The following is a 20,228-nucleotide window of genomic DNA, read 5'->3' as shown; positions in this document are numbered from 1 at the left end:
TTAAGTTGATAATTATTTATTATTAACACATTGATTCATTATTACAAAAGACATGTTTAGCAAAGAAGAATCAAGACTTTTACGACAAGAATTCTGGACAAGTTTCGGGAAATCGTTTCCACGAAAATGGGTTTTGTATGATACCAAATTAAAAGGTTTAAGTTTTAAGTTTCATTTTGATAATAGAACGGCTTTAATTGCTTTAGACTTAGAAGACGATTTAGAACACCGAATTAAATACTGGGAAAAACTAGTAGCTTTAAAATCGATTTTGTTGAACGATTATCTACCTGAAGCTATTTACGACGAAGAATATTTTTTAGAAAACAAAAAAGAGATTTCTAGAATTTACGTGCCTTTAGAGCAAAAAGTATCCATACACAACAAAAACTCCTGGCGCGATGTTATGGTGTTTTTTAATACACACATGAGCTTGTTTGAAGCTTTTTTCGAGGAATATAAAGAGGTTATTGAGGGGTAACATTCCTGCTACTCAGAAATTTGTTTCACCATCTCAAAATCGTCCATTACAAAGCCGTTTCCAATATCGGCAACAACAGACCCCTTGTTTTTAAAACCCAATGTCTCATAAGCCTTAATCGAGTTTGTATTGTGAATATTTACGGTTAACCTAATGCTATTTAATTGATACGATTTAGCCTTATTTTCAATAAAATGTATGGCTGCTTTACCTACTTTTTTACCTCTATAACTACTTAAAACATATATTTTACTTAAAAATAAAGCATTGGTTTCTGGTTTTATAGCAATATAACCAACAGCTGTTTTATTATAAAATAAAGTAAAATACTCGAAACCCTCAATCACTTGTTTTTCAATAGCCTTAGCTGTTTGAAACTTTTCAAGCATATAATCTATTTGAGGTTTCCCAACAATAGGTATGTAATGTTCGCGCCAAATAATATCGGCGAGTGTTTCTATTTTAAGATAACTATTAAACGTAGTTGCTTTAGTAATTTCTATCATATTAAATAACGTAACCAAAAATCATAAAAAAGTGGCAAATAGCACCACCTAATACAAACAAGTGCCATATAACATGATTGTATGGTATTTTTTGAATGGCATAAAACACAATACCCACCGTATAAGATAAACCACCGGCAAACAGAAATAAAATACCTTGATCACCAAGGGTTGCAGATAGGTTAGAGAAATCGAAAATAATTAACCAGCCCATAACTAAATACAGTAAGGTTGAAAATATTTCGAACCGCCCTGTAAAAAACAACTTTAAAATAACACCAAAAGCAGCAATACCCCAAACGGTAAAAAAAAGCGTCCAGCCCAAGGTTTGCTCTAAAGAAATTAAACAAACCGGTGTGTAAGTTCCTGCTATTAAAAAGTAAATACTTATGTGATCTACAATTCTAAAATAGTGTTTACGCTTTTCCCCTTTTACAGCATGGTAAAAGGTAGAGGCACTAAACAGAATAATAATAGAAATACCATAAACAATCACACTAAACAAACTCCAATCGGTTTTATGGCTGTTATAAACAATTAATAACACTAAGGCAGTAATACCAAGTAAAGCACCAATAGCATGCGTTATCGTATTTAGTTTTTCTTCAAACGGCGATTGTATACGCATTTATTCTGGTGTTTTTTGGTGAACCCACTTGTTAGTTAAATCGTAAAAATCAAAATCAATAGCCGATTTTTGGCGCTCTAAGCGGCCGCTTTGGAAATTACGCTGCAAAATATCTTCAATAAGATAATCTTCTTTTTCGTTTTCTGGGTCAAACTCACGCTTTAAAGAAATATCGAACATACTGGCGGTTGTATTGTACCAAAAGGCCCGCCAACCATTACGTAATTCTTTTATTAAATCGAAAGCGGTAACACCTGTTTGCCTGTGTATTAGCTTAATTAGAATTTGCCCTTCTGTACGAGTCATTTTTTTTAACTCCTCAGAAAACTCGCCTTCAATGTATTTTTGTATGCGTTTTGTATAGCGTTTTTTATCACGGTTTCTGGTAAGGGTTGCTAACCGCACGTTCATAGAGTCTAAACGGTCTGCAGCCATTTTAGCATACGGGTACACTTTAATGGTTTTGCGTCTTAAAATTAAGTAGCGTATTCTATCTTTTCTGCTATCAAACTTTAGCTTATGTAAAAGCATGACTTCATCTAAGTCAATCGAGGTTCTGGGTACCGAATCGCCTTTTATAATAAGATACTTCTCAGATATTGTATCTTGTTTAATGTCTTCTATCTGGGCAGATAACATTAAAGGAAAAATGATAAGTATGTATTTTAAGAAATTCATCTAATAAATAATGGGACATTTATTATGCCAAAAATACTGAATTTCTGAGAATGGATTATCTTAAATAGGAAATTATAAATAGGCTTGACTTTGTGAGAAAAATTGGCTAACTTCGTTTAACTTTTGATAAAAAACATTGAAACGATTTTTTATCAGAAGAACATTATGTGTTATTAAAACTTAACAATGTAAATATTAATAAATTAAAATAATGATGAAAATAAAACTACTATTTCTTTTAACCTCAATTTTAAGTTTTAATTGCTACTCTCAAATTTCTTTTGAAAATGGATATTACATTGATAATAATAATCAAAAAATTAATTGTTTAATTAAAAATCTTGATTGGGAAAAAAATCCAACGGAATTCAAATATAAACTATCAGAAAATAGCGAATTGAAGGAAAATTCAATAAAATCGGTTAAAGAATTTGGGATTCCTAACGCTTTAAAATATGTGAGAAGCTCCGTAAAAATTGATAGGTCTAGTAATAAAGTTGATGAATTAGATAATGAAAGAGGACCTTCGTTTCAAGAAGAAGAACTCTTTTTAAAAGTATTAGTTGAAGGAAAATCTACGTTGTATACTTACGTTGACATTGGTTTAATAAGGTATTTTTACAGCATCGATAAATCTAATATTGAGCAATTAGTATTTAAAAGTTATATAACTCCTGAATATAAAATTGGCACAAATAATAGATTTAGAAACCAGCTATGGGATGATTTGAAATGCTCTGACATAAAAAAGAACAGAGTAGAAAAATTAAAATATAGAAAATCAGATTTGGTCAATTTTTTTATAGCATATAACGGCTGTAATAATGAAAAATATATCAACTTTGAAGAAAAGCAAAAAAAAGATTTATTTAATTTGAATATAAGGCCTCGATTAAATATCTCTTCATTTGAATCTTATTTTAGTAATTCTACTATTAAAAACTCACTAGATTTTGGTTTTGGGCTAGAAGCAGAATTTATTCTTCCTTTTAATAAAAATAAATGGTCATTTATCGTTGAACCAATTTATACAAGTTTTACAGTAGAAAAATCAACTAATGGAGGTTTAGAAGATGTAATTAATTATAGTACTATTGAATGCAATGCTGGTGTAAGATATTACTTCTTTTTAAATGATAATTCTAAATTTTTTATTAATACTTCTTTTATTTATGATTTAAGAATAAATGAATCAACGAACCTTACATCAATATATATGGCTTATGGTTTAGGTTATAAGTATAATGATAAATACAGCATAGAGTTAAGGCATCAATCACCTAGAAGATTAGGTAATGATATAAATGTGGATTCTAAAACATTATCAATAATATTTGGATATTCTCTATTCTAAAATAACAACACATAACATTGGCTATAAGTAATTGCTTGTTCTCTCCTATTTCTGAAAATCCTCGCGGATTTTCAGGTTGGTGTGTACTTGCAAAGTTAAGTACTAAACCACGCAACTACTCATAGCCGTAGCCGTTAAACGAACATCATAATAGTCTACAACATTTTAACCCCTAAAACATTTCCTCTTACCCTATAACACCACAACAACTTATTGAAAACAAGCCATTATACTATGCTGCTTTTTTATAATTACTAAAACTTAAAATAAAACCTAGCTGCTACGTTAGGGATTGCAGCGAAAAGCCCACAGGTTTGCCAATTTATTATTGGCACACCGAGGACTTGCAGCGTAAAGCCCGACCCTTGTGGTAACGCCCAAAATATTTTTATAATAGAGCCTGCTTAAACTATTCTTTTACATTTTATATTATTATTTTAGTGCAAAACTTTTAATAAATGGCAAAGAAGAGCATATTAAACAAAAAGTCGATGGACTTTTTAGAAAAATATTTAAATAATGCAGCACCTACTGGCTATGAGTGGGACGGACAAAAGCTGTGGATGGATTATTTAAAACCGTATGTTGATGAGTTTATTACAGATACTTATGGTACTGCGGTTGGTGTTATAAACCCAAAGGCAGAATACAAAGTGGTTATTGAGGGACATGCCGATGAAATTTCGTGGTATGTTAACTATATATCGGATAACGGACTAATTTATGTAATTAGAAATGGTGGTAGCGACCACCAGATTGCCCCTAGTAAGGTGGTTAATATACATACTAAAAAAGGCATTGTAAAAGGGGTTTTTGGTTGGCCTGCCATACATACGCGTAACAAAGCGAAAGAGGAACCGCCTAAACCAGACAATATTTTTATTGATTGTGGTTGCGCGACTAAAGCCGATGTTGAAAAACTTGGTGTGCATGTGGGTTGTGTGATTACTTACCCTGATGAATTCCATATTTTAAACGGCGATAAATTTGTTTGTAGAGCTATTGATAACCGCATGGGTGGTTTTATGATTGCCGAAGTTGCTAGACTTTTAAAAGAAAACAAAAAAGAATTGCCTTTTGGTTTGTATGTAACTAACGCCGTACAAGAAGAAATTGGTTTACGTGGTGCAGAAATGATTACCCAAACCATAAAACCTAATGTGGCTATTGTTACCGATGTAACTCACGATACTACTACACCAATGATTGAGCCTAAAAAAGCGGGTTTATTAGAAATTGGTAAAGGGCCTGTGGTTGCTTATGCGCCTGCTGTGCAACAAAAGCTTCGTGATTTAATTACGGATACTGCAGAGGCTAAGAAAATTCCTTTTCAGCGTTCTGCCCTATCGCGCGCTACAGGAACCGATACAGATGCTTTTGCTTATAGCAATGGCGGTGTGGCTTCGGCTTTAATTTCGTTGCCGTTACGCTACATGCACACTACTGTAGAAATGGTACATAAAGAGGATGTTGAAAATGTGATTAAATTAATTTATGAATCGTTACTTAACATAAAAGCCGGCGAAACGTTTAGCTATTTTAATTAACATATAACGTATTTTATAACTATTAAATTGAGCCGGTATGCTATATATCGGCTCAATTTAAATTTAGAGCAAGATTTTAAAAAACCAACAACTTAATGGGTAACCGTTTTATAAATAAAAATAAACTCCCATTACCAAAACAAACGCTTATACTACTTTTGTTTGGTTTGTTTGCATGTTACTACACCAATTACGCTCAAATTAAAAAAGAGTTCTCTCCTCGATTTAATAATATGATTAATGGCGATTTTACCATGATTGCCAATAATGTTTTATCGAGAACAGCCACCGAAGACTACAATGGCGAAAGCGATAACCATAGTTTTAGTGATAATGTTTTTGTGGATATTGATGATGACAGCTCGACATTTAATTCGAGTAGTGCCCAGTTTATAAATCCGTTGCCAGATTTAGCTTGCTTAAGTATTAAAAAAGCCTATTTGTATTGGGCTGCCGCAGATAAAGAAAAGGATGATGGTACAGATAATGTGCCTACATGGAATTTTAACGATATTAAATTAATGCTTCCTGATGATAGCAGTTATGAAACATTAACTGCAGACGAGGTACTTTATAGAGGCCGAGATACGCATTTTAGTAACGACCCGTATGTCTGCTTTAAAGACATTACTAATTTGGTAACAAACCTAGAGAGTCCTTTTGGTACCTACCAAGTGGCTAATGTTGAGGCTAAAACAGGGTTTCTTTTTCAGCATTCTGAGGGTAATACTGGTACTTCTGGTGGCTGGCAAATTGTATTTGTTTATGAAAGCCCAGAGTTGGTTTCTAAAAACGTGAGTATTTTTGATGGCTACGCGCATATTACCAAAGATTTTAATAATTATGATATTGATTTTTCTGGTTTTAGAACCGTACCTACTGGCCCTGTAAATGTAAAAACCTTAATAGGCGCTTTGGAAGGCGATAGAAGTTTAACCGGCGACAGGTTTCAAATACAAAACATTGCAGATAATTTTGTAGATATTACAGCTCCTTTAAGAGCATCGAACAATTTTTTTAATAGTAGAATTACTATTGATAACGCCCATTTTATTGACCGAAACCCAGCCAGTTTAAATACCCTTGGTTTTGATGCTGCCGTTTTTAAACTTGATAATACCGATAATGCCATTATTGGTAACAACCAAACTTCTGCAACTTTACGATTGGCATCGAACCAAGAAACTTATAGCTTATTTTTAGTGGGTTTATCGGTTGAGGTTTGGGCGCCTAGCTTATATCCCATAATACTGAATTCTGCTACTACTGAAGACCTTACTAGTGCCAACGACATAGTAACCTTTAATTTAAACTTTTTAAACACAGGAAATGATCATGCTACAAATGTGGTACTTTCTGAAACCATACCAGCAAATATTGAATTTGTTTCGGCCGGTAGTTTGCCAGATGGCGTTTCTTACACTTATAATGAAGACACAAGACTCTTGCAGTTTTTTATTGAAGATGGTTTTCTGGAAGTAGGAGATTCTATGCTGAATATTGCTTTTAATGTTATGATTAAAGATGCTTGTTACTTTCTAGAAGACACCTGTAACCTTGAGTTTGAATTACTTTTTACAGCCAGCTATAATGGAGATGAAAACCCAAATGCATTTACCACTTTAAGCTCTACAAAACTGGATGAGTGCCAACTTGGAAATGCGTTATTAATAGCTATAAACCAACCCATTGCAAATTGGGAAACGCCTGTTGGTAGTTTAGATAGAACCTTATCTAATAGCAACCCAAATGATTTGGAAAACGCTTTAGCCCTTTACCCTATTCCTGATAAATGTCATTTCGACCTTGTTAAAACTTCGGGAGATTTTATTCAAAATAGCGATTGTGATTTTGAAGGTACTTATACAAACACATGGCATTTTACAGATGCCTGCGGGCGCACTATTGAAGATTTTGTGCAAGTTATTACGGTACCATCCAACAAAGTTTTTAATGGTAGTAACATAAATATATCTAAAATAGTAACACCAAACCAAGATGGATGGAACGACTACTTTACAATTAGCAACATTGAAGGGTGTGGTTTTAAGGTTGAATTAAAAATTTTTAATCGATGGGGTGCGTTAATTTATCAATCTAACAATTATCAAAATAATTGGAATGGCACTTCTAGTAAAAATGCTATAGGAACTTCAAATAAAGTTCCTACTGGAACTTATTTTTACATAATTAATATTACAGATAGTGGTTTAAAACCAATAATAAGTTCCTTTTTTGTAGGAACTAAATAGAAAGTTTTAATTTTATAGTATGGAAGAATACATAGACATAGTAACTAAAGATGGAAAACCAACTGGGAAGTCTGAATTAAAATCTGTAATTCACACAGAAGGCTATTACCACCATACGGCCCATATTTGGTTTTATACCTCTAAAGGGCATATTTTACTATCGCAACGATCTGCAAAAAAAATAATTTGCCCCTTAATGTGGGATGTCTCGGTTGCTGGCCATATTGATGCAGGGGAAACTGCAACTCAAGCAGCAATTAGAGAAACCAAAGAGGAAATTGGCTTAACTATTTATGAAAAAGACTTAAATAAAATTGGTGTTTTTGAGTGTTTTCAAACCTATGAAAGCGGCATTAAAGACAATGAATTTCATAATACGTTTATTACTAAACTAGATGTACCAGTATCAAAACTAATACCACAAGAAGAAGAGGTTGAAGCTTTAAAGTTGGTTTCCTTTAATACGTTTGAAACACTTATTAAAAATATTAATGATAATAACAACCATTTTGTACCTTCAAACAAAGCGTATTATCAATTAGTATTGAATGAAATAAAAAAACATGTTTAATGTTACTGAAACCTCTTTTTTTTAACTAAAAAAGAACGTGTATAGATTTTTTAAATCAAAAAACCCCTTTACTAATAGTATCTCTTAGGGAACCATAAGTAAAGAGGCTTTTCTTTTTGACTAAAATAATTATAAAATGGTATTGGTAAAGTTAGTTTCAAATTTTAAATAGATATCGTCTTTTGCTTGAACAACGCCTAGCATACCTGTTGGTGGTGTAATATTAAACTCTGTTAATTTTAATTTCACCTTACCGTTAAGTTTTACATTTCTGTCAACTATGGTAACGTCAAATTTTAATGGTACTCTTTTTTTAGTGCCAGCGATAACTAAATCACCTAGTGTTTCTAATTCGAAAACACCATATCCTTTATCAATAACACTAGTAACTTCTACAAGTGAATATAATATGGTTTTATATTTATCGGATTTTAAAGCTTTGGATGCCGTAGAGGTAATACCTGGTTTTGCACCTTCTAAACTTTCGGTAAGCACAGCTAATGATAAAGACTCTATTTCACAAGTTTCAAAACTTGCAAACTTAATTAATCCGTTTTGTGTATTGGCGTCAACTTTCCAACCATGAAGGTTAGAAGAACCATAAACAGTTAAAAAAGAGTTTTCATTTTCTAATTGTAACATTTGTGCCTGGGATTGATTAAATACAAAACCAATTAAAACGATACAGATAGCTAATTTTTTGAAGATATTTTTTTGTGTATTCATGACATTATGTTGTTAAATTATATGGCAAATTTCAACTTAATGAGAATGAATAAAAATGATAAATATCATGTTTTCATTAAATATTTCGCAAAATATCACTTTTTTTTAGCTTCATTTTGTCATATTCTCAATTTAGGAGTGTTTAAGTATTTATAACTATCTGTTTTCCCACTAATTATATAACGTTTTCGTAAATTGTTTAAAAACCTAAATACTAAAACTTTTTTTTTAAATTAATGAAGCTTCATTAAAACGACTTAACAATGCCTATAATTTTTTTGAATAACCTTAATATATTATGTATTTTTATTGAGAACTGAGGTTAAATAAATTCAATTTTTATAGTTAATAGAAGACTACCTTTATAATATTAGAGAAACCAAAGAGGAAATTGGTATAAAAATTAGTAAAAACTTTAAAAGAAATTAAGAAACGCATAAGTAAATGAATTTATTGGTTGTAGCCTTTGCTCCTGTTTTTGTAATTATTCTTTTCATTTATTATAAAGACAAATATGAAAAAGAACCTACTCGCTTACTTTTTTATAATTTTTTATTGGGGGCCATTGTTAGCATTATTATTACATCTATACTTTATTATGCTTTTGATATTGTTTTACCGCTAACAAATAAAACAAGTATTTTAGAACAATTTATTAAAGCCTTTTTTGTAGTTGGCTTAATAGAAGAATTTAGTAAATACATAATAATTAGATATTTTGCTCAACCCAACAAAGCGTTCAACGAACCTTTTGATGGTATCGTTTATGCCGTAATGGTATCTATGGGTTTTGCTGCTACAGAAAATATATTTTATGTTATTGAGGGCGGGTACACGACAGCTTTAGCCAGAGCTTTTACTGCAGTTCCTGCACATGCCACTTTTGGTATTTTAATGGGCTATTTTATGGGGAAAGCAAAATTCTCTAAAAACAGAATCGGATTAAATTTATTTGGTTTATTACTTGCCATTACTTTTCATGGCGCCTATGATTTCTTTCTATTTATAAATTTTGTTCCAGGTATATGGGTTGGTGCATTTGTTTCGTTATTTATTGGGTTATTTTTATCTAGAAGAGCTATTATAAAACATCAAAAAAACTCTAAATTCAAAACTTTATAATCCCCTTTCATTTTAAAGCAAACTTCTTAAACCTATTTTAGCAGATTTTTATTGTCTTTAAATCTCCTCAATAAATTCCTTATATTTACTACTAGTAATATTTAAATCTATGAGTAAAAATTTTAAGATTAAGGTTAATAATACTATTGATTTTGATGTTAGTAATGAAGAGGTCTTAAACTTTGATGCCCTTCAAACTTCAAAAGGTAAGTATCATATTCTAAAGGATAACAAATCGTTTAAAGCTGAAATAACTGAAACTGATTTTAATAAAAAATCATATCAAGTTAAAGTAAACAATAACATGTATAATGTTGCCATTTCAAATGAATTAGACTTACTAATTAAAGACATGGGCCTTTCTTCAACTACAAAAAAACAAGTGCATGCTATTAAAGCACCCATGCCTGGTTTAATTTTAGAAATGCAAGTTAAAGTTGGACAAGAAGTTAATGAAAATGACACCTTATTTATTCTTGAAGCTATGAAAATGGAAAACAGTATTACTTCTCCAAGAACTGGTATTATAAAATCAATTTTAGCGAAAAATGGTGATGCAGTAGAAAAAAATCAACTTTTAATTGAGTTTGAATAATATGAAACTACCATCACGCGCATTCTACACATAATTGAATAGCTATATAGAAACTACCCGTTACCAATAAAAAAATGAGTAAAAACACATGAAAAAAATACTAGTTGCAAACCGTGGCGAAATAGCCATAAGAGTTATGAAAACGGCTCATAAAATGGGTATTAAAACGGTGGCTGTTTTTTCTACAGCAGACCGTAATGCACCTCATGTAAAATTTGCCAATGAAGCAGTTTGTATAGGAGAACCACCATCAAACCAATCATATTTAAGAGGTGATAAAATCATAGAAGTTGCTAAACAATTACACGTTGATGCCATACACCCTGGTTATGGTTTTTTAAGTGAAAATGCTTCTTTTGCTGAATTATGCGAGGAAAATAATATTATTTTTATTGGTCCGAAATCAAAAGCCATAAAAATTATGGGCAGTAAATTGGCTGCCAAAGATGCTGTTAAAGCTTATAACATACCTATGGTTCCTGGTATTGATGAGGCTATTACCGATGTTATTAAAGCTAAAAAAATTGCCAAAGAAATTGGCTTCCCTATACTTATAAAAGCTTCGGCTGGTGGTGGCGGAAAAGGAATGCGAATAGTTGAAAAAGAAAGTGATTTAGAATCACAAATGAATCGTGCTATAAGCGAAGCCACTTCTGCTTTTGGCGATGGTTCTGTGTTTATTGAAAAATATGTTACCTCACCTAGACATATCGAAATTCAAATAATGGCCGATAGTCATGGTAATGTTTTACATTTTTTTGAGCGCGAGTGTAGCATTCAACGTCGACACCAAAAAGTAGTTGAAGAAGCTCCTTCTTGTGTTCTTTCTCCAGAATTACGAAACAAAATGGGTGAAGCTGCCATAAAAGTTGCTAAATCTTGTGATTATTTAGGAGCGGGAACGGTTGAATTCTTATTAGATGCAGACCATAATTTCTACTTTTTAGAAATGAATACACGCTTACAAGTAGAACACCCAGTTACCGAATTAATCTCTGGTGTTGATTTAGTTGAACTTCAAATAAAAATAGCTCGAGGTGAAGCATTAAAAATAAAACAAGACGAATTAACAATTAACGGGCACGCTCTTGAATTACGTGTTTATGCCGAAGACCCTCTTAATGATTTTTTACCAAGTGTTGGTCATTTAGAAGTTTATAAATTACCTGTTGGTAAAGGAATTCGAGTTGATAATGGTTTTGAAGAAGGTATGGATATCCCCATATATTACGACCCAATGCTGTCAAAATTAATAACCTATGCCAAAACAAGAGAAGAAGCTATAGAGCTTATGATTATGGCAATTGACAACTATGAGGTTAAGGGCATTGAAACAACACTTGCCTTTGGTAAATATGTTTGCGAACATGAAGCTTTTCGTTCTGGAAATTTTGACACACATTTTGTCAAGAATTATTATTCTCCTGAAGCATTAAAATCTGAAACCGAAAATGAAGCTAAAATAGCAGCACTAATAGCATTAAAACAATACATAGAAGACCAAAAGTTACTCCGACTATCTAACTATTAATTATGAATTCGAAACAAAAAAAAATAGATAAACTCAATAATGATATTGCACTCTCCAAGTTAGGCGGTGGTCAAAAACGTATTGATAAACAACATGCCAATAAAAAATTAACAGCTAGAGAACGTATTGAATATTTATTTGATGAAGGCTCTTTTGAAGAAATTGGCGCATTAGTAACACACAGAACTACCGATTTTGGTATGGAAGACCAAATAATTTTAGGAGATGGTGTTGTTACTGGATATGGAAATGTTAATGGAAGATTGGTTTATACATACGCTCAAGATTTTACTGTTTTTGGAGGATCACTTTCTGAAACTCATGCAGAAAAAATCTGTAAAATTATGGACATGGCTTTAAAAATTGGTGCTCCTATTATTGGATTAAACGATTCTGGTGGCGCACGAATTCAAGAAGGTGTTCGCTCTCTTGGTGGCTATGCCGATATTTTTTACAGAAATGTTCAAGTATCTGGAGTAATTCCACAAATATCTGCAGTTATGGGACCTTGTGCTGGTGGCGCAGTATACTCTCCTGCAATGACCGATTTTACAATCATGGTAGAAAATACTAGCTACATGTTTGTAACGGGCCCAAATGTGGTAAAAACAGTAACTAACGAAGAAGTAACTAGTGAAGAACTTGGTGGTGCTTTAACACATGCAACAAAATCTGGTGTAGCACATAAAACTTCAGAAAATGATATTGCTTGTCTAGAAGATGTAAAAAAACTATTAAGCTATTTACCTCAAAATAATACTGAAACACCAAAAAAAATAGATTATAAAATTGAAGGTGAAGTGCGAGATGTTTTGTCTGATATTGTTCCTGATAATCCAAATAAACCTTACGATATGCATCAGGTAATTTCTGGGATTATTGACGAAGATTCTTTCTATGAAATCCATAAAGACTTTGCAGGAAGTATTATCGTTGGATTTGCTAGATTAGGCGGACGAAGTATTGGTATAATAGCCAATCAACCAATGGCATTTGCAGGTGTTTTAGGTGTTAATAGCTCTAGAAAAGCGGCGCGCTTTACGCGTACTTGCGATTGTTTTAATATTCCGCTATTAGTTCTGGTTGATGTGCCTGGGTTTTTACCTGGTACAGATCAAGAATGGAATGGTATTATTGTACATGGTGCAAAGCTATTATATGCATTAAGTGAAGCTACTGTACCTAGAGTAACGGTTATAACAAGAAAAGCTTATGGTGGTGCCTATGATGTTATGAATTCTAAACATATTGGAGCCGATTTAAATTTTGCTTGGCCAGGAGCAGAAATTGCGGTTATGGGAGCAAAAGGTGCTAGTGAAATTATTTTTAGAAAAGAAATAGCCGCAGCTGAAAAACCCGAAGAAAAACTTGCAGAAAAAGAAGCAGAATATGCAGAGAAATTTGCAAACCCTTATAGAGCTGCAAAACGAGGTTTTATTGACGAAGTTATACTTCCAAAAAATACAAGAAGAAAATTATTAAAAGCATTTGATATGCTTGAAAATAAAAAAGTAGAAAGACCAAAACGTAAGCACGGTAATATTCCTTTATAGAATTATAAGAAATACACTTAAAGTGGTAAGCTAAATAATTATAATATTCTTGATTAAGAGGTTTTTGATGTATAATAAAAAAGGAACCTATTTCTAGATTCCTTTTTTTATCTTCAAAAAGACGAATTTAAAAATTCACAATTAATCACCTAAATTGCTTGTTTAAATAATTAAAATTGATTTGATTTACAACCAACCAAGTAAATCAAATCATGTTTTTAATTAAACCTTAAAAATAAAAAACAAGCTAAAATATGTAGTCAATTTTGAAGAATTGATAATAGCTACACAAATATGTAAACTAAATAAAACTTCATAAAATATTCAACTACGCATTTATTACTCAACTCCATAAAAAACTAATAAAAACGTTTAAACCTCATTATTTTTTAAAGTATCTGAATAATTATTCTGTAAATATTCAAGTAATGTTGTGTCCTTTTTATTTAGATTTATTTTTTTTGATATTCTATATCTTCTACTTTCTACAGATCTAATGGTTACATTTAAAAATACAGCTATTTCTTTATTTGAAAACCCCATGAATAAGTAATAACAGATAATAACTTCAGATTTATTTAATTCAGGATGATTCTGTTTAATTTTTTGGAAAAACTCAATATTTAAGTCATTTACTAATTCTAAATGATTTTCACTTTTATCTAATATTGTTGAAGAATTAATATGTAAGTTTTTATATAATTCCTTAATTTTTTCCTTTTGCTGCTCTAAAGATTCAGTTCTTGATATTTGTTTAACCTCAATTTTTAAATTTTTAATATACTCTTCTAAACCATATACCTTTATAGCTAATTGTTCGTTGTTAGATTTTAAGTATGTTAAATTATTATTTGCTTCTTGGTTTGAGTCAACTAATTTGTCTTTTTGCTTTCTATAATAAACATAGCTAAATAAGCTAAGTAGTAATAAAACAATAACTATGAAAGCAGATAATAAATTATTAAAAGTTTTCTTTTTGCTTTCAGCTAGTAATTCAGATTCAGCTTTAATTAATGATTCATTTACTTCAAAACTAGCTTCAATAGTTTTATCAAACATTTTCTTTTGCAAAAGCATTAAAGAATCTATATAAATTTTTGATTTATCAATATTTCCAATGTATTTATTTAAATCGGCATGTAATCTATAATAACTTTTTAAAGAGCCTACAGCCATATATTTAATTGTCTTTGAAGTTTTTTGTAAATAAAACTGTGTAGAATCTATTTGCTTTTTTTCAAAAAAAGTATCAGCAAAACTACTATTTATAGCGCCTTCAAATGAATTATAATTAAATTGAATCGTTAAAGGATTATTTTTTAGTTTTTTAAACTCATTAAAGTACTCATGTGCTTTGTCTAAATCATTTAAACCTATATAATTTGAGGTTAGCATATATAATGCAAATAAATAGTAATAAGGATCCTCTTCTATATCTTTATAAATATCAAGTTTATTTAATAACATATTGTTACTTTCTGTATAATCTTGATCGAGAAACTTTGCATAAGCTTCAACTTGTTCTACATCTAGTAGACCATATTCATAATCACACTTTTCAAAAAATGCCCTTGCCTTCTTTAAATATTTTAATGCTGTTTTATCTTTCTCTATGAAATATAAATTTGAAAACAAACCAATACTCGCTTCACCTCCTACACAAAAATTATTTTCTTTTTCTGCATATTTTATTGCTTGAATAACACATTGATGATATTTAGTATATTCATTAAACTCATCATGAATAATTGCTCTTAATGAATAATAATCTGCTACTCTACCTGGAATACTCTCTTCAACCGGTATAGGAATTGCTTCAAGAAATGATAATGTTTTATCTGTATTTTCATTAATATAAATGCTTGCAGAATCTATAAACTTAAAATAATCTTTAGTAGCCTGGCTGTAAGAAAAATAGCCAATAAATACTAAACACAACCAGAAACTTATAAAGTTTTTAAAGTCATTTATATTAAGCATTATTATGTTTTTTGTTTAATAAATAGGTAAGTAAAAGTAATCAAATTAATATAAAATACGTAAAAGATTACAAAGTAATATTTAAATACTAAAAGTAATACAATAAGCAAATTTAATAATTTGTAATAATTTAAAAATGCTGTTAAACTCTATTATTATGGTATTACATAGAATCTACTGTAATAAAAATTAAGTTGATTTAATAACTTGTGAGTTATACATAAAAGTTTCCTGCCAACGTTTAAATCGATTATCAAAAGTAGTAGAAAATATTAAATATTGACATTTACCAATACTCTCTGGTGTTCGTGTTACTTCAGATAAATTATTATTTTTAAATAAGAACTCTGCATCATCAACAATAAACATTTGTAGTTTATTTAAATTTATTCCGTTAAGTAAATAGATTTTATTTAAACGTTTAGGCGTTGCTATTACTATATCTACTCCATCGTAAATTTCGTTACGTTGGTCTTCTATATTTTTTTCATCGTAAGCACAATATACTCTTAAGTCTGAGCCCCTTAGAAATGCTTTGAATTCTAATTCTAAAGCTAAAGCTGCTTGTTTATCTTTAACAAATATTAACGCTCTTGGTGCATCTTCAAAAGCTTTTCCTTTTAACTTTTGTATTACACTAAGTATTATACTTGTAGTTTTACCAGCACCTTTAGGTGCAATACAAAACATACTTGCCCCACCTTTTATTTTTGATAAAATTAATTTCTGAAAAGCTAATGGCTCATTATATCCTTTATTCTCTAAAGTATCTTTTAAAAGCTGAATGAGTTTTTTAAATGGCATAAATTAAAATAGGTTTAATATGGGAACAAATATAGTGTTAAATACCACTTTAAAAGATATTTAAAAAAAGCTCATTTTATTTAAAGCTTGAGGCTTCCTATAATTCAAAATTCTCTATAAATCACAAATCAAGTTTAACAATGTTAATATTGTATTAATAGATAATTATTGGTCAATTAAGAGTTAAATATCTACTACTTTTGCGCCATGCAAAAACCTCAAGAATTTAAATTTGAATTTGTTGCTTTAATGGCTTCATTAATGTCGATAGTAGCACTATCAATCGATGCATTATTACCTGCCATACCAGAAATAAGCGCTACGCTTAACGTAACAAACCCAAATAACAACCAACTTTTAATAACTATGATTTTTTTAGGTATTGGGGTTGGCCAACTAATATTTGGACCACTATCAGATAGTTTTGGAAGAAAACCTATTGTATTTATAGGTTTTATAGTATTTATATTAGCTAGTATTATTTGTGTTACAACCAAAAATTTTGAAATTATGATTATTGGTAGAGTACTTCAAGGCATCGGGTTATCGTCCCCTAGAAGTTTAGCACTTTCAATGATTCGAGATTCTTACGATGGAGATTATATGGCTAAAATAATTTCGATTGTTGTTATGTTTTTTATTTTGGTGCCAGTAGTGGCTCCTACTCTTGGTCAATTATTAATAAGTTTATTTGATTGGAAGTCTATCTTTTATTTCAATTTACTATTTGGCGTATTAATTATGTTTTGGTTTTGGAAGCGTCAACCCGAAACTTTACCAAAAGAAAAACGAATAAAATTTACGTCTAACCTGTTTATTGATGGTACTAAAGAGTTTTTTAAACATAAACAAGCGGTTGCTTTCACCTTTGTTTCAGGTTTTATTACTGGTTCCTTTATGGTGTACTTAAGTACTTCACAGCAAATATTCCAAGAGCAATATAACTTAGCAGAAATGTTTCCTTATATATTTGCTAGCCTAGCTATTTCTATTGGTTTAGCAACTTTTTTAAACAGCAGACTTGTTGTAAAATATGGTATGATGCGAATTGCATATACAGCAAGTATCGCTTATGTTATAGTTTCTGTTTTGTATGTTATTTTATTTTGGTCTGGAAATAACCCAAGCATTTATATCCTTTTAAGCTTTTTTGCTCTACAGTTTTTTGCAGTTGGATTTCTGTTTGGTAATTTACGTGCTATTGCTATGCAACCTTTAGGGCATATTGCTGGTATTGGCGCAGCAATTAATGGTTTTATATCTACCGTGATGGCTGTTCCTATTGCAAACTACATAGGTAGTTTTGTATATGATTCTGTATTACCTTTATTTATTGGGTTTTCTATATTTGGAATTTTATCCTTGCTAGTTTTTATTGCTGTTAAAAATAAAGGCGTATTAGTAAAAGCCTAATTATAAATGAAGCCATAAAACTTGTTACAAATAGCGTTCTTTTAGAACTTCTAAATGGTGAATTTCATGACCAATTGTAATAAAAGCTGCTGCTCTAGAAGACATGGCATTTCCGCTTGCATTTCCTATAAATTTTAAATCACTATCATTTAAACTTTTTAAAAGCAAAATAAAACTGTGTCTAACCGATTGGTACTCTTCAATTAAATCGTTTATGGATTTATTATTTGCATGCGATGGGTCTATGTAATCATTTTGCTCATAACCAGCTAAAGGTGTTTTATCAAGCCTTGCCATTCTAAAACAACGATACATGAAAACACGTTCGTTATCTATTATGTGTTGAAACACTTCTTTTATACTCCATTTTCCTGGCTGATATCTATATTCCAATTTATCTTCGGGTATAGATTTAAAAAAATTTACAACTTGAACTTGTCCTTTTTTAAAAGCTTCAATTAATGTCGATTCATTTGAAACTTTATTTATATAAGTTGCATAAAACGGATTAAACTCTAAAGTACTTAATTCTGATACTTTCATGTGTCTTTATTATTTGTTTTTTATTTATCACAAATAACTTCCATATAGCCATCAATCTTTTATATTGAAATCTTGTTATGGAAGTTTCAAAAATTTAAATTTTTGCTTGATAAGTGTATAAATCGAAATACCTGCCATTAAGGGCTATCAATTCGTCATGCGTACCGCGTTCTACAATATGGCCAGCTTCAATCACCAAAATTTGATCTGCTTTTCTAATAGTACTTAAACGATGTGCAATTACAATGGTTGTTCTATCTTTAACTAATTCATTTAAACTTTTCTGGATTAAAGCTTCACTTTCGGTATCTAAATTAGAAGTCGCCTCATCTAAAATAATAACTTTAGGGTTTGCTAAAATAGCACGAGCAATAGCTAATCGTTGTCGTTGCCCACCAGAAAGCTTTACACCTCTTTCGCCTATTAACGTTTCTAAACCATCATCAAATCTATCTGTAAATTCATTAACGTAAGCTGCTTTAATTGCATTTTGTAACTCTTCTTCTGTAGCATTAGGTCTTGGAAACATGATATTTTCTCTAATGGTGCCTTCAAACAAAAATTCATCTTGAAGCACCACTCCTAAATATTGACGATAACTATTCAATTTCACTTTAGATAAATCTTGATTATCAATAGTAACCATTCCAGTTTTAGGATTTAAAAATGTAGCTGATAAGCCTGCAATAGTAGATTTTCCAGAACCAGAACTACCAACCAAAGCTGTTACAGATCCTGCTGGTGCTTTAAAATTGATATTATGGAGCACCTCTTTACCTTCTTCATATGAAAAGGATACATCGTTAAACTCAATATCCCCTTTTAAAGTTTCTAGCTCAATACTTCTATTTTCATTATCTTCTTCAGCAGTCATATTCATAAGCTCTTCGGTTCTATCTAAACCTGCTAAAGCCTCGGTTAATTGACTGCCTATATTACTCATTTGCACAATGGGTGCAATCATAAAACCAAGAAGAAGCGTGAAGAATAAGAAATCACCTGTGGTCATTTCTCCAATAATCATATAGTAGCCACCTATGCCCATAATCCCTGTAGTTGCAACACCTATTAAAAACGTTGACGAACTGGTCATAAAAGCAGTTGCAGTCAAGCTCTTTTTTACGTTTTGATAGAGTTTATCAACTCCTTTTTCAAACACAATATTTTCTTGTTCTTCGGCATTAAAAGCTTTTATAACTCTAACACCCGCTAAAGTTTCTGTTAATCTACCTTTTACTTCGGCATTTATTTTACCACGTTTTCTAAAAATAGGACGAATATATTTAAATGCTCTTAATGCTATATAGCCAAATATTGAAAGCGGGACAAACACAAAAAGTGTCATCCACGGATTTAGTTTAATTAAGATAATTAAAGATATTATGGCTGTAAAAGATCCACCAACTAATTGTACTAAGCCGGTACCAATTAAATTTCTAACGCCTTCAACATCACTCATAATTCGCGATACTAAAGCACCCGATTTTGTATTATCAAAAAAACTAATAGGTAACGACAATACTTTTTTCTGAACTTGAGCACGTAATTCACTTATTAAATATTGAGCTTGTACGCTTAAAACTTTAACTAATAAAAATGAAGATGTAGCTTGAACTGTAATAGCTGCTAATACAATACCTATTAAAGTATAAATTTGAGAAATATCTTTATTTGGCACCACTTCATCTAGTAAAACTTTGCTTTGCCAAGGCAACACCAGACCTGCTAAACTACGTAACACTATTAAAATTAAACCAATAAAAACAAGCTTTCGCCTTGGCCAAATAATAGTTTTAAAGGCTTGCGCCATGGTAACTTTTGGTTTGGTTTTGGTTTTATTTTTTGATGTTTCTTTGAGGTGTTGCATAGTTTCTTTTTCTATTTTTAAAGGTACATGTTTTTCTTGAAAACTGGTTTGCTATAAACTATTAGAATTAATTAATT

18 protein-coding genes are annotated in these 20,228 nt (G+C 30.8%); 10 read left to right on the top strand and 8 right to left on the bottom strand.

The annotated features are described in order from the left end of the window. Nucleotides 1–52 precede the first annotated feature (52 nt). Nucleotides 53–481 (top strand): DUF4268 domain-containing protein, encoded by a 429-nt coding sequence (locus Q0842_RS04750; RefSeq protein WP_298494878.1) that lies wholly within the window; start codon nt 53–55, stop codon nt 479–481. A gap of 8 nt (nt 482–489) precedes the next feature. Here the strand turns inward: Q0842_RS04750 and Q0842_RS04745 are convergent, their stop codons facing one another. The 3 genes from Q0842_RS04745 to Q0842_RS04735 are packed head-to-tail and all read right to left on the bottom strand — an operon-like array spanning nt 490 to nt 2,293. Continuing rightward, nucleotides 490–987: a GNAT family N-acetyltransferase gene (locus tag Q0842_RS04745; protein WP_298494875.1), complete on the bottom strand. Its 498-nt coding sequence runs from the start codon at nt 985–987 to the stop codon at nt 490–492. A gap of 1 nt (nt 988) precedes the next feature. Beyond that, a complete protein-coding gene (locus Q0842_RS04740) occupies nt 989–1,615 on the bottom strand; it encodes a hemolysin III family protein (RefSeq protein ID WP_298494872.1) in 627 nt (208 codons plus the stop codon). Beyond that, entirely contained in the window at nt 1,616–2,293 is a 678-nt protein-coding gene (locus Q0842_RS04735) for a DUF4294 domain-containing protein (protein ID WP_298494870.1), read from the bottom strand. A 211-nt stretch (nt 2,294–2,504) separates the two neighbouring features. Here Q0842_RS04735 and Q0842_RS04730 point away from each other — a divergent pair, with 211 nt between their 5' ends. From Q0842_RS04730 to Q0842_RS04715, 4 genes are all read left to right on the top strand, one after another. Beyond that, the gene (locus Q0842_RS04730; protein ID WP_298494868.1) at nt 2,505–3,647 is read left to right on the top strand and encodes a tRNA modification GTPase; all 1,143 of its coding nucleotides are present in this window, start codon (nt 2,505–2,507) and stop codon (nt 3,645–3,647) included. A 458-nt stretch (nt 3,648–4,105) separates the two neighbouring features. Then, on the top strand, nt 4,106–5,194 hold the full coding sequence (locus Q0842_RS04725) for a M42 family metallopeptidase (protein ID WP_298494866.1): 1,089 nt from the start codon (nt 4,106–4,108) through the stop codon (nt 5,192–5,194). 95 nt (nt 5,195–5,289) lie between these two features. Further along, nucleotides 5,290–7,446: a gliding motility-associated C-terminal domain-containing protein gene (locus tag Q0842_RS04720; protein WP_298494864.1), complete on the top strand. Its 2,157-nt coding sequence runs from the start codon at nt 5,290–5,292 to the stop codon at nt 7,444–7,446. A gap of 19 nt (nt 7,447–7,465) precedes the next feature. After that, nucleotides 7,466–8,017 (top strand): NUDIX domain-containing protein, encoded by a 552-nt coding sequence (locus Q0842_RS04715; protein ID WP_298494861.1) that lies wholly within the window; start codon nt 7,466–7,468, stop codon nt 8,015–8,017. A 129-nt stretch (nt 8,018–8,146) separates the two neighbouring features. Here Q0842_RS04715 and Q0842_RS04710 read toward each other — a convergent pair whose 3' ends face one another. Continuing rightward, nucleotides 8,147–8,743: a YceI family protein gene (locus Q0842_RS04710; protein WP_298494859.1), complete on the bottom strand. Its 597-nt coding sequence runs from the start codon at nt 8,741–8,743 to the stop codon at nt 8,147–8,149. Nucleotides 8,744–9,187: 444 nt separating this feature from the next. Here Q0842_RS04710 and Q0842_RS04705 point away from each other — a divergent pair, with 444 nt between their 5' ends. From Q0842_RS04705 to Q0842_RS04690, 4 genes are all read left to right on the top strand, one after another. Continuing rightward, nucleotides 9,188–9,865 carry a PrsW family glutamic-type intramembrane protease gene (locus tag Q0842_RS04705; RefSeq protein WP_298494857.1) on the top strand — a complete coding sequence of 226 codons (678 nt, stop codon included), beginning with the start codon at nt 9,188–9,190 and terminating at the stop codon, nt 9,863–9,865. 109 nt (nt 9,866–9,974) lie between these two features. Then, nucleotides 9,975–10,460: an acetyl-CoA carboxylase biotin carboxyl carrier protein subunit gene (locus tag Q0842_RS04700; RefSeq protein ID WP_298494855.1), complete on the top strand. Its 486-nt coding sequence runs from the start codon at nt 9,975–9,977 to the stop codon at nt 10,458–10,460. 88 nt (nt 10,461–10,548) lie between these two features. Beyond that, nucleotides 10,549–11,991 (top strand): acetyl-CoA carboxylase biotin carboxylase subunit, encoded by a 1,443-nt coding sequence (locus Q0842_RS04695; protein ID WP_298494853.1) that lies wholly within the window; start codon nt 10,549–10,551, stop codon nt 11,989–11,991. A 2-nt stretch (nt 11,992–11,993) separates the two neighbouring features. Continuing rightward, a complete protein-coding gene (locus Q0842_RS04690) occupies nt 11,994–13,544 on the top strand; it encodes an acyl-CoA carboxylase subunit beta (protein WP_298494851.1) in 1,551 nt (516 codons plus the stop codon). A 372-nt stretch (nt 13,545–13,916) separates the two neighbouring features. On the opposite strand, the gene Q0842_RS04685 is transcribed toward Q0842_RS04690, so the two are convergent. Further along, complete coding sequence (locus Q0842_RS04685) at nt 13,917–15,524, bottom strand: hypothetical protein (RefSeq protein WP_298494849.1); 1,608 nt, start codon at nt 15,522–15,524, stop codon at nt 13,917–13,919. 189 nt (nt 15,525–15,713) lie between these two features. Continuing rightward, nucleotides 15,714–16,328 carry a DEAD/DEAH box helicase gene (locus Q0842_RS04680; protein WP_298494847.1) on the bottom strand — a complete coding sequence of 205 codons (615 nt, stop codon included), beginning with the start codon at nt 16,326–16,328 and terminating at the stop codon, nt 15,714–15,716. Nucleotides 16,329–16,535: 207 nt separating this feature from the next. Here Q0842_RS04680 and Q0842_RS04675 point away from each other — a divergent pair, with 207 nt between their 5' ends. Further along, nucleotides 16,536–17,741, top strand: a complete 1,206-nt coding sequence (locus Q0842_RS04675) for a multidrug effflux MFS transporter (protein ID WP_298494845.1) — start codon at nt 16,536–16,538, stop codon at nt 17,739–17,741. A 24-nt stretch (nt 17,742–17,765) separates the two neighbouring features. On the opposite strand, the gene Q0842_RS04670 is transcribed toward Q0842_RS04675, so the two are convergent. Next, a complete protein-coding gene (locus tag Q0842_RS04670) occupies nt 17,766–18,284 on the bottom strand; it encodes a DinB family protein (protein WP_298494843.1) in 519 nt (172 codons plus the stop codon). A 94-nt stretch (nt 18,285–18,378) separates the two neighbouring features. Continuing rightward, entirely contained in the window at nt 18,379–20,151 is a 1,773-nt protein-coding gene (locus Q0842_RS04665; protein WP_298494841.1) for an ABC transporter ATP-binding protein, read from the bottom strand. Nucleotides 20,152–20,228 lie beyond the last annotated feature (77 nt).

The sequence above is a fragment of the uncultured Algibacter sp. genome (genome assembly GCF_947495675.1).
Lineage (GTDB): Bacteria > Bacteroidota > Bacteroidia > Flavobacteriales > Flavobacteriaceae > Algibacter_B.
Note: the sequence above shows the minus strand (reverse complement) of the source record. Positions and strands in the feature narration are given on the sequence as shown.

Bases quoted from the DNA above. Each gene is read 5' to 3' on its own strand.
- Q0842_RS04750 (WP_298494878.1), top strand. From the start codon at position 53: ATGTTTAGCAAAGAAGAATCAAGACTTTTACGACAAGAATTCTGGACA.
- Q0842_RS04710 (WP_298494859.1), bottom strand. From the start codon at position 8,743: ATGAATACACAAAAAAATATCTTCAAAAAATTAGCTATCTGTATCGTT.
- Q0842_RS04700 (WP_298494855.1), top strand. From the start codon at position 9,975: ATGAGTAAAAATTTTAAGATTAAGGTTAATAATACTATTGATTTTGAT.
- Q0842_RS04730 (WP_298494868.1), top strand. From the start codon at position 2,505: ATGATGAAAATAAAACTACTATTTCTTTTAACCTCAATTTTAAGTTTT.
- Q0842_RS04740 (WP_298494872.1), bottom strand. From the start codon at position 1,615: ATGCGTATACAATCGCCGTTTGAAGAAAAACTAAATACGATAACGCAT.
- Q0842_RS04720 (WP_298494864.1), top strand. From the start codon at position 5,290: ATGGGTAACCGTTTTATAAATAAAAATAAACTCCCATTACCAAAACAA.
- Q0842_RS04695 (WP_298494853.1), top strand. From the start codon at position 10,549: ATGAAAAAAATACTAGTTGCAAACCGTGGCGAAATAGCCATAAGAGTT.
- Q0842_RS04745 (WP_298494875.1), bottom strand. From the start codon at position 987: ATGATAGAAATTACTAAAGCAACTACGTTTAATAGTTATCTTAAAATA.
- Q0842_RS04705 (WP_298494857.1), top strand. From the start codon at position 9,188: ATGAATTTATTGGTTGTAGCCTTTGCTCCTGTTTTTGTAATTATTCTT.
- Q0842_RS04670 (WP_298494843.1), bottom strand. From the start codon at position 18,284: ATGAAAGTATCAGAATTAAGTACTTTAGAGTTTAATCCGTTTTATGCA.
- Q0842_RS04735 (WP_298494870.1), bottom strand. From the start codon at position 2,293: ATGAATTTCTTAAAATACATACTTATCATTTTTCCTTTAATGTTATCT.
- Q0842_RS04690 (WP_298494851.1), top strand. From the start codon at position 11,994: ATGAATTCGAAACAAAAAAAAATAGATAAACTCAATAATGATATTGCA.
- Q0842_RS04725 (WP_298494866.1), top strand. From the start codon at position 4,106: ATGGCAAAGAAGAGCATATTAAACAAAAAGTCGATGGACTTTTTAGAA.
- Q0842_RS04685 (WP_298494849.1), bottom strand. From the start codon at position 15,524: ATGCTTAATATAAATGACTTTAAAAACTTTATAAGTTTCTGGTTGTGT.
- Q0842_RS04715 (WP_298494861.1), top strand. From the start codon at position 7,466: ATGGAAGAATACATAGACATAGTAACTAAAGATGGAAAACCAACTGGG.
- Q0842_RS04680 (WP_298494847.1), bottom strand. From the start codon at position 16,328: ATGCCATTTAAAAAACTCATTCAGCTTTTAAAAGATACTTTAGAGAAT.
- Q0842_RS04665 (WP_298494841.1), bottom strand. From the start codon at position 20,151: ATGCAACACCTCAAAGAAACATCAAAAAATAAAACCAAAACCAAACCA.
- Q0842_RS04675 (WP_298494845.1), top strand. From the start codon at position 16,536: ATGCAAAAACCTCAAGAATTTAAATTTGAATTTGTTGCTTTAATGGCT.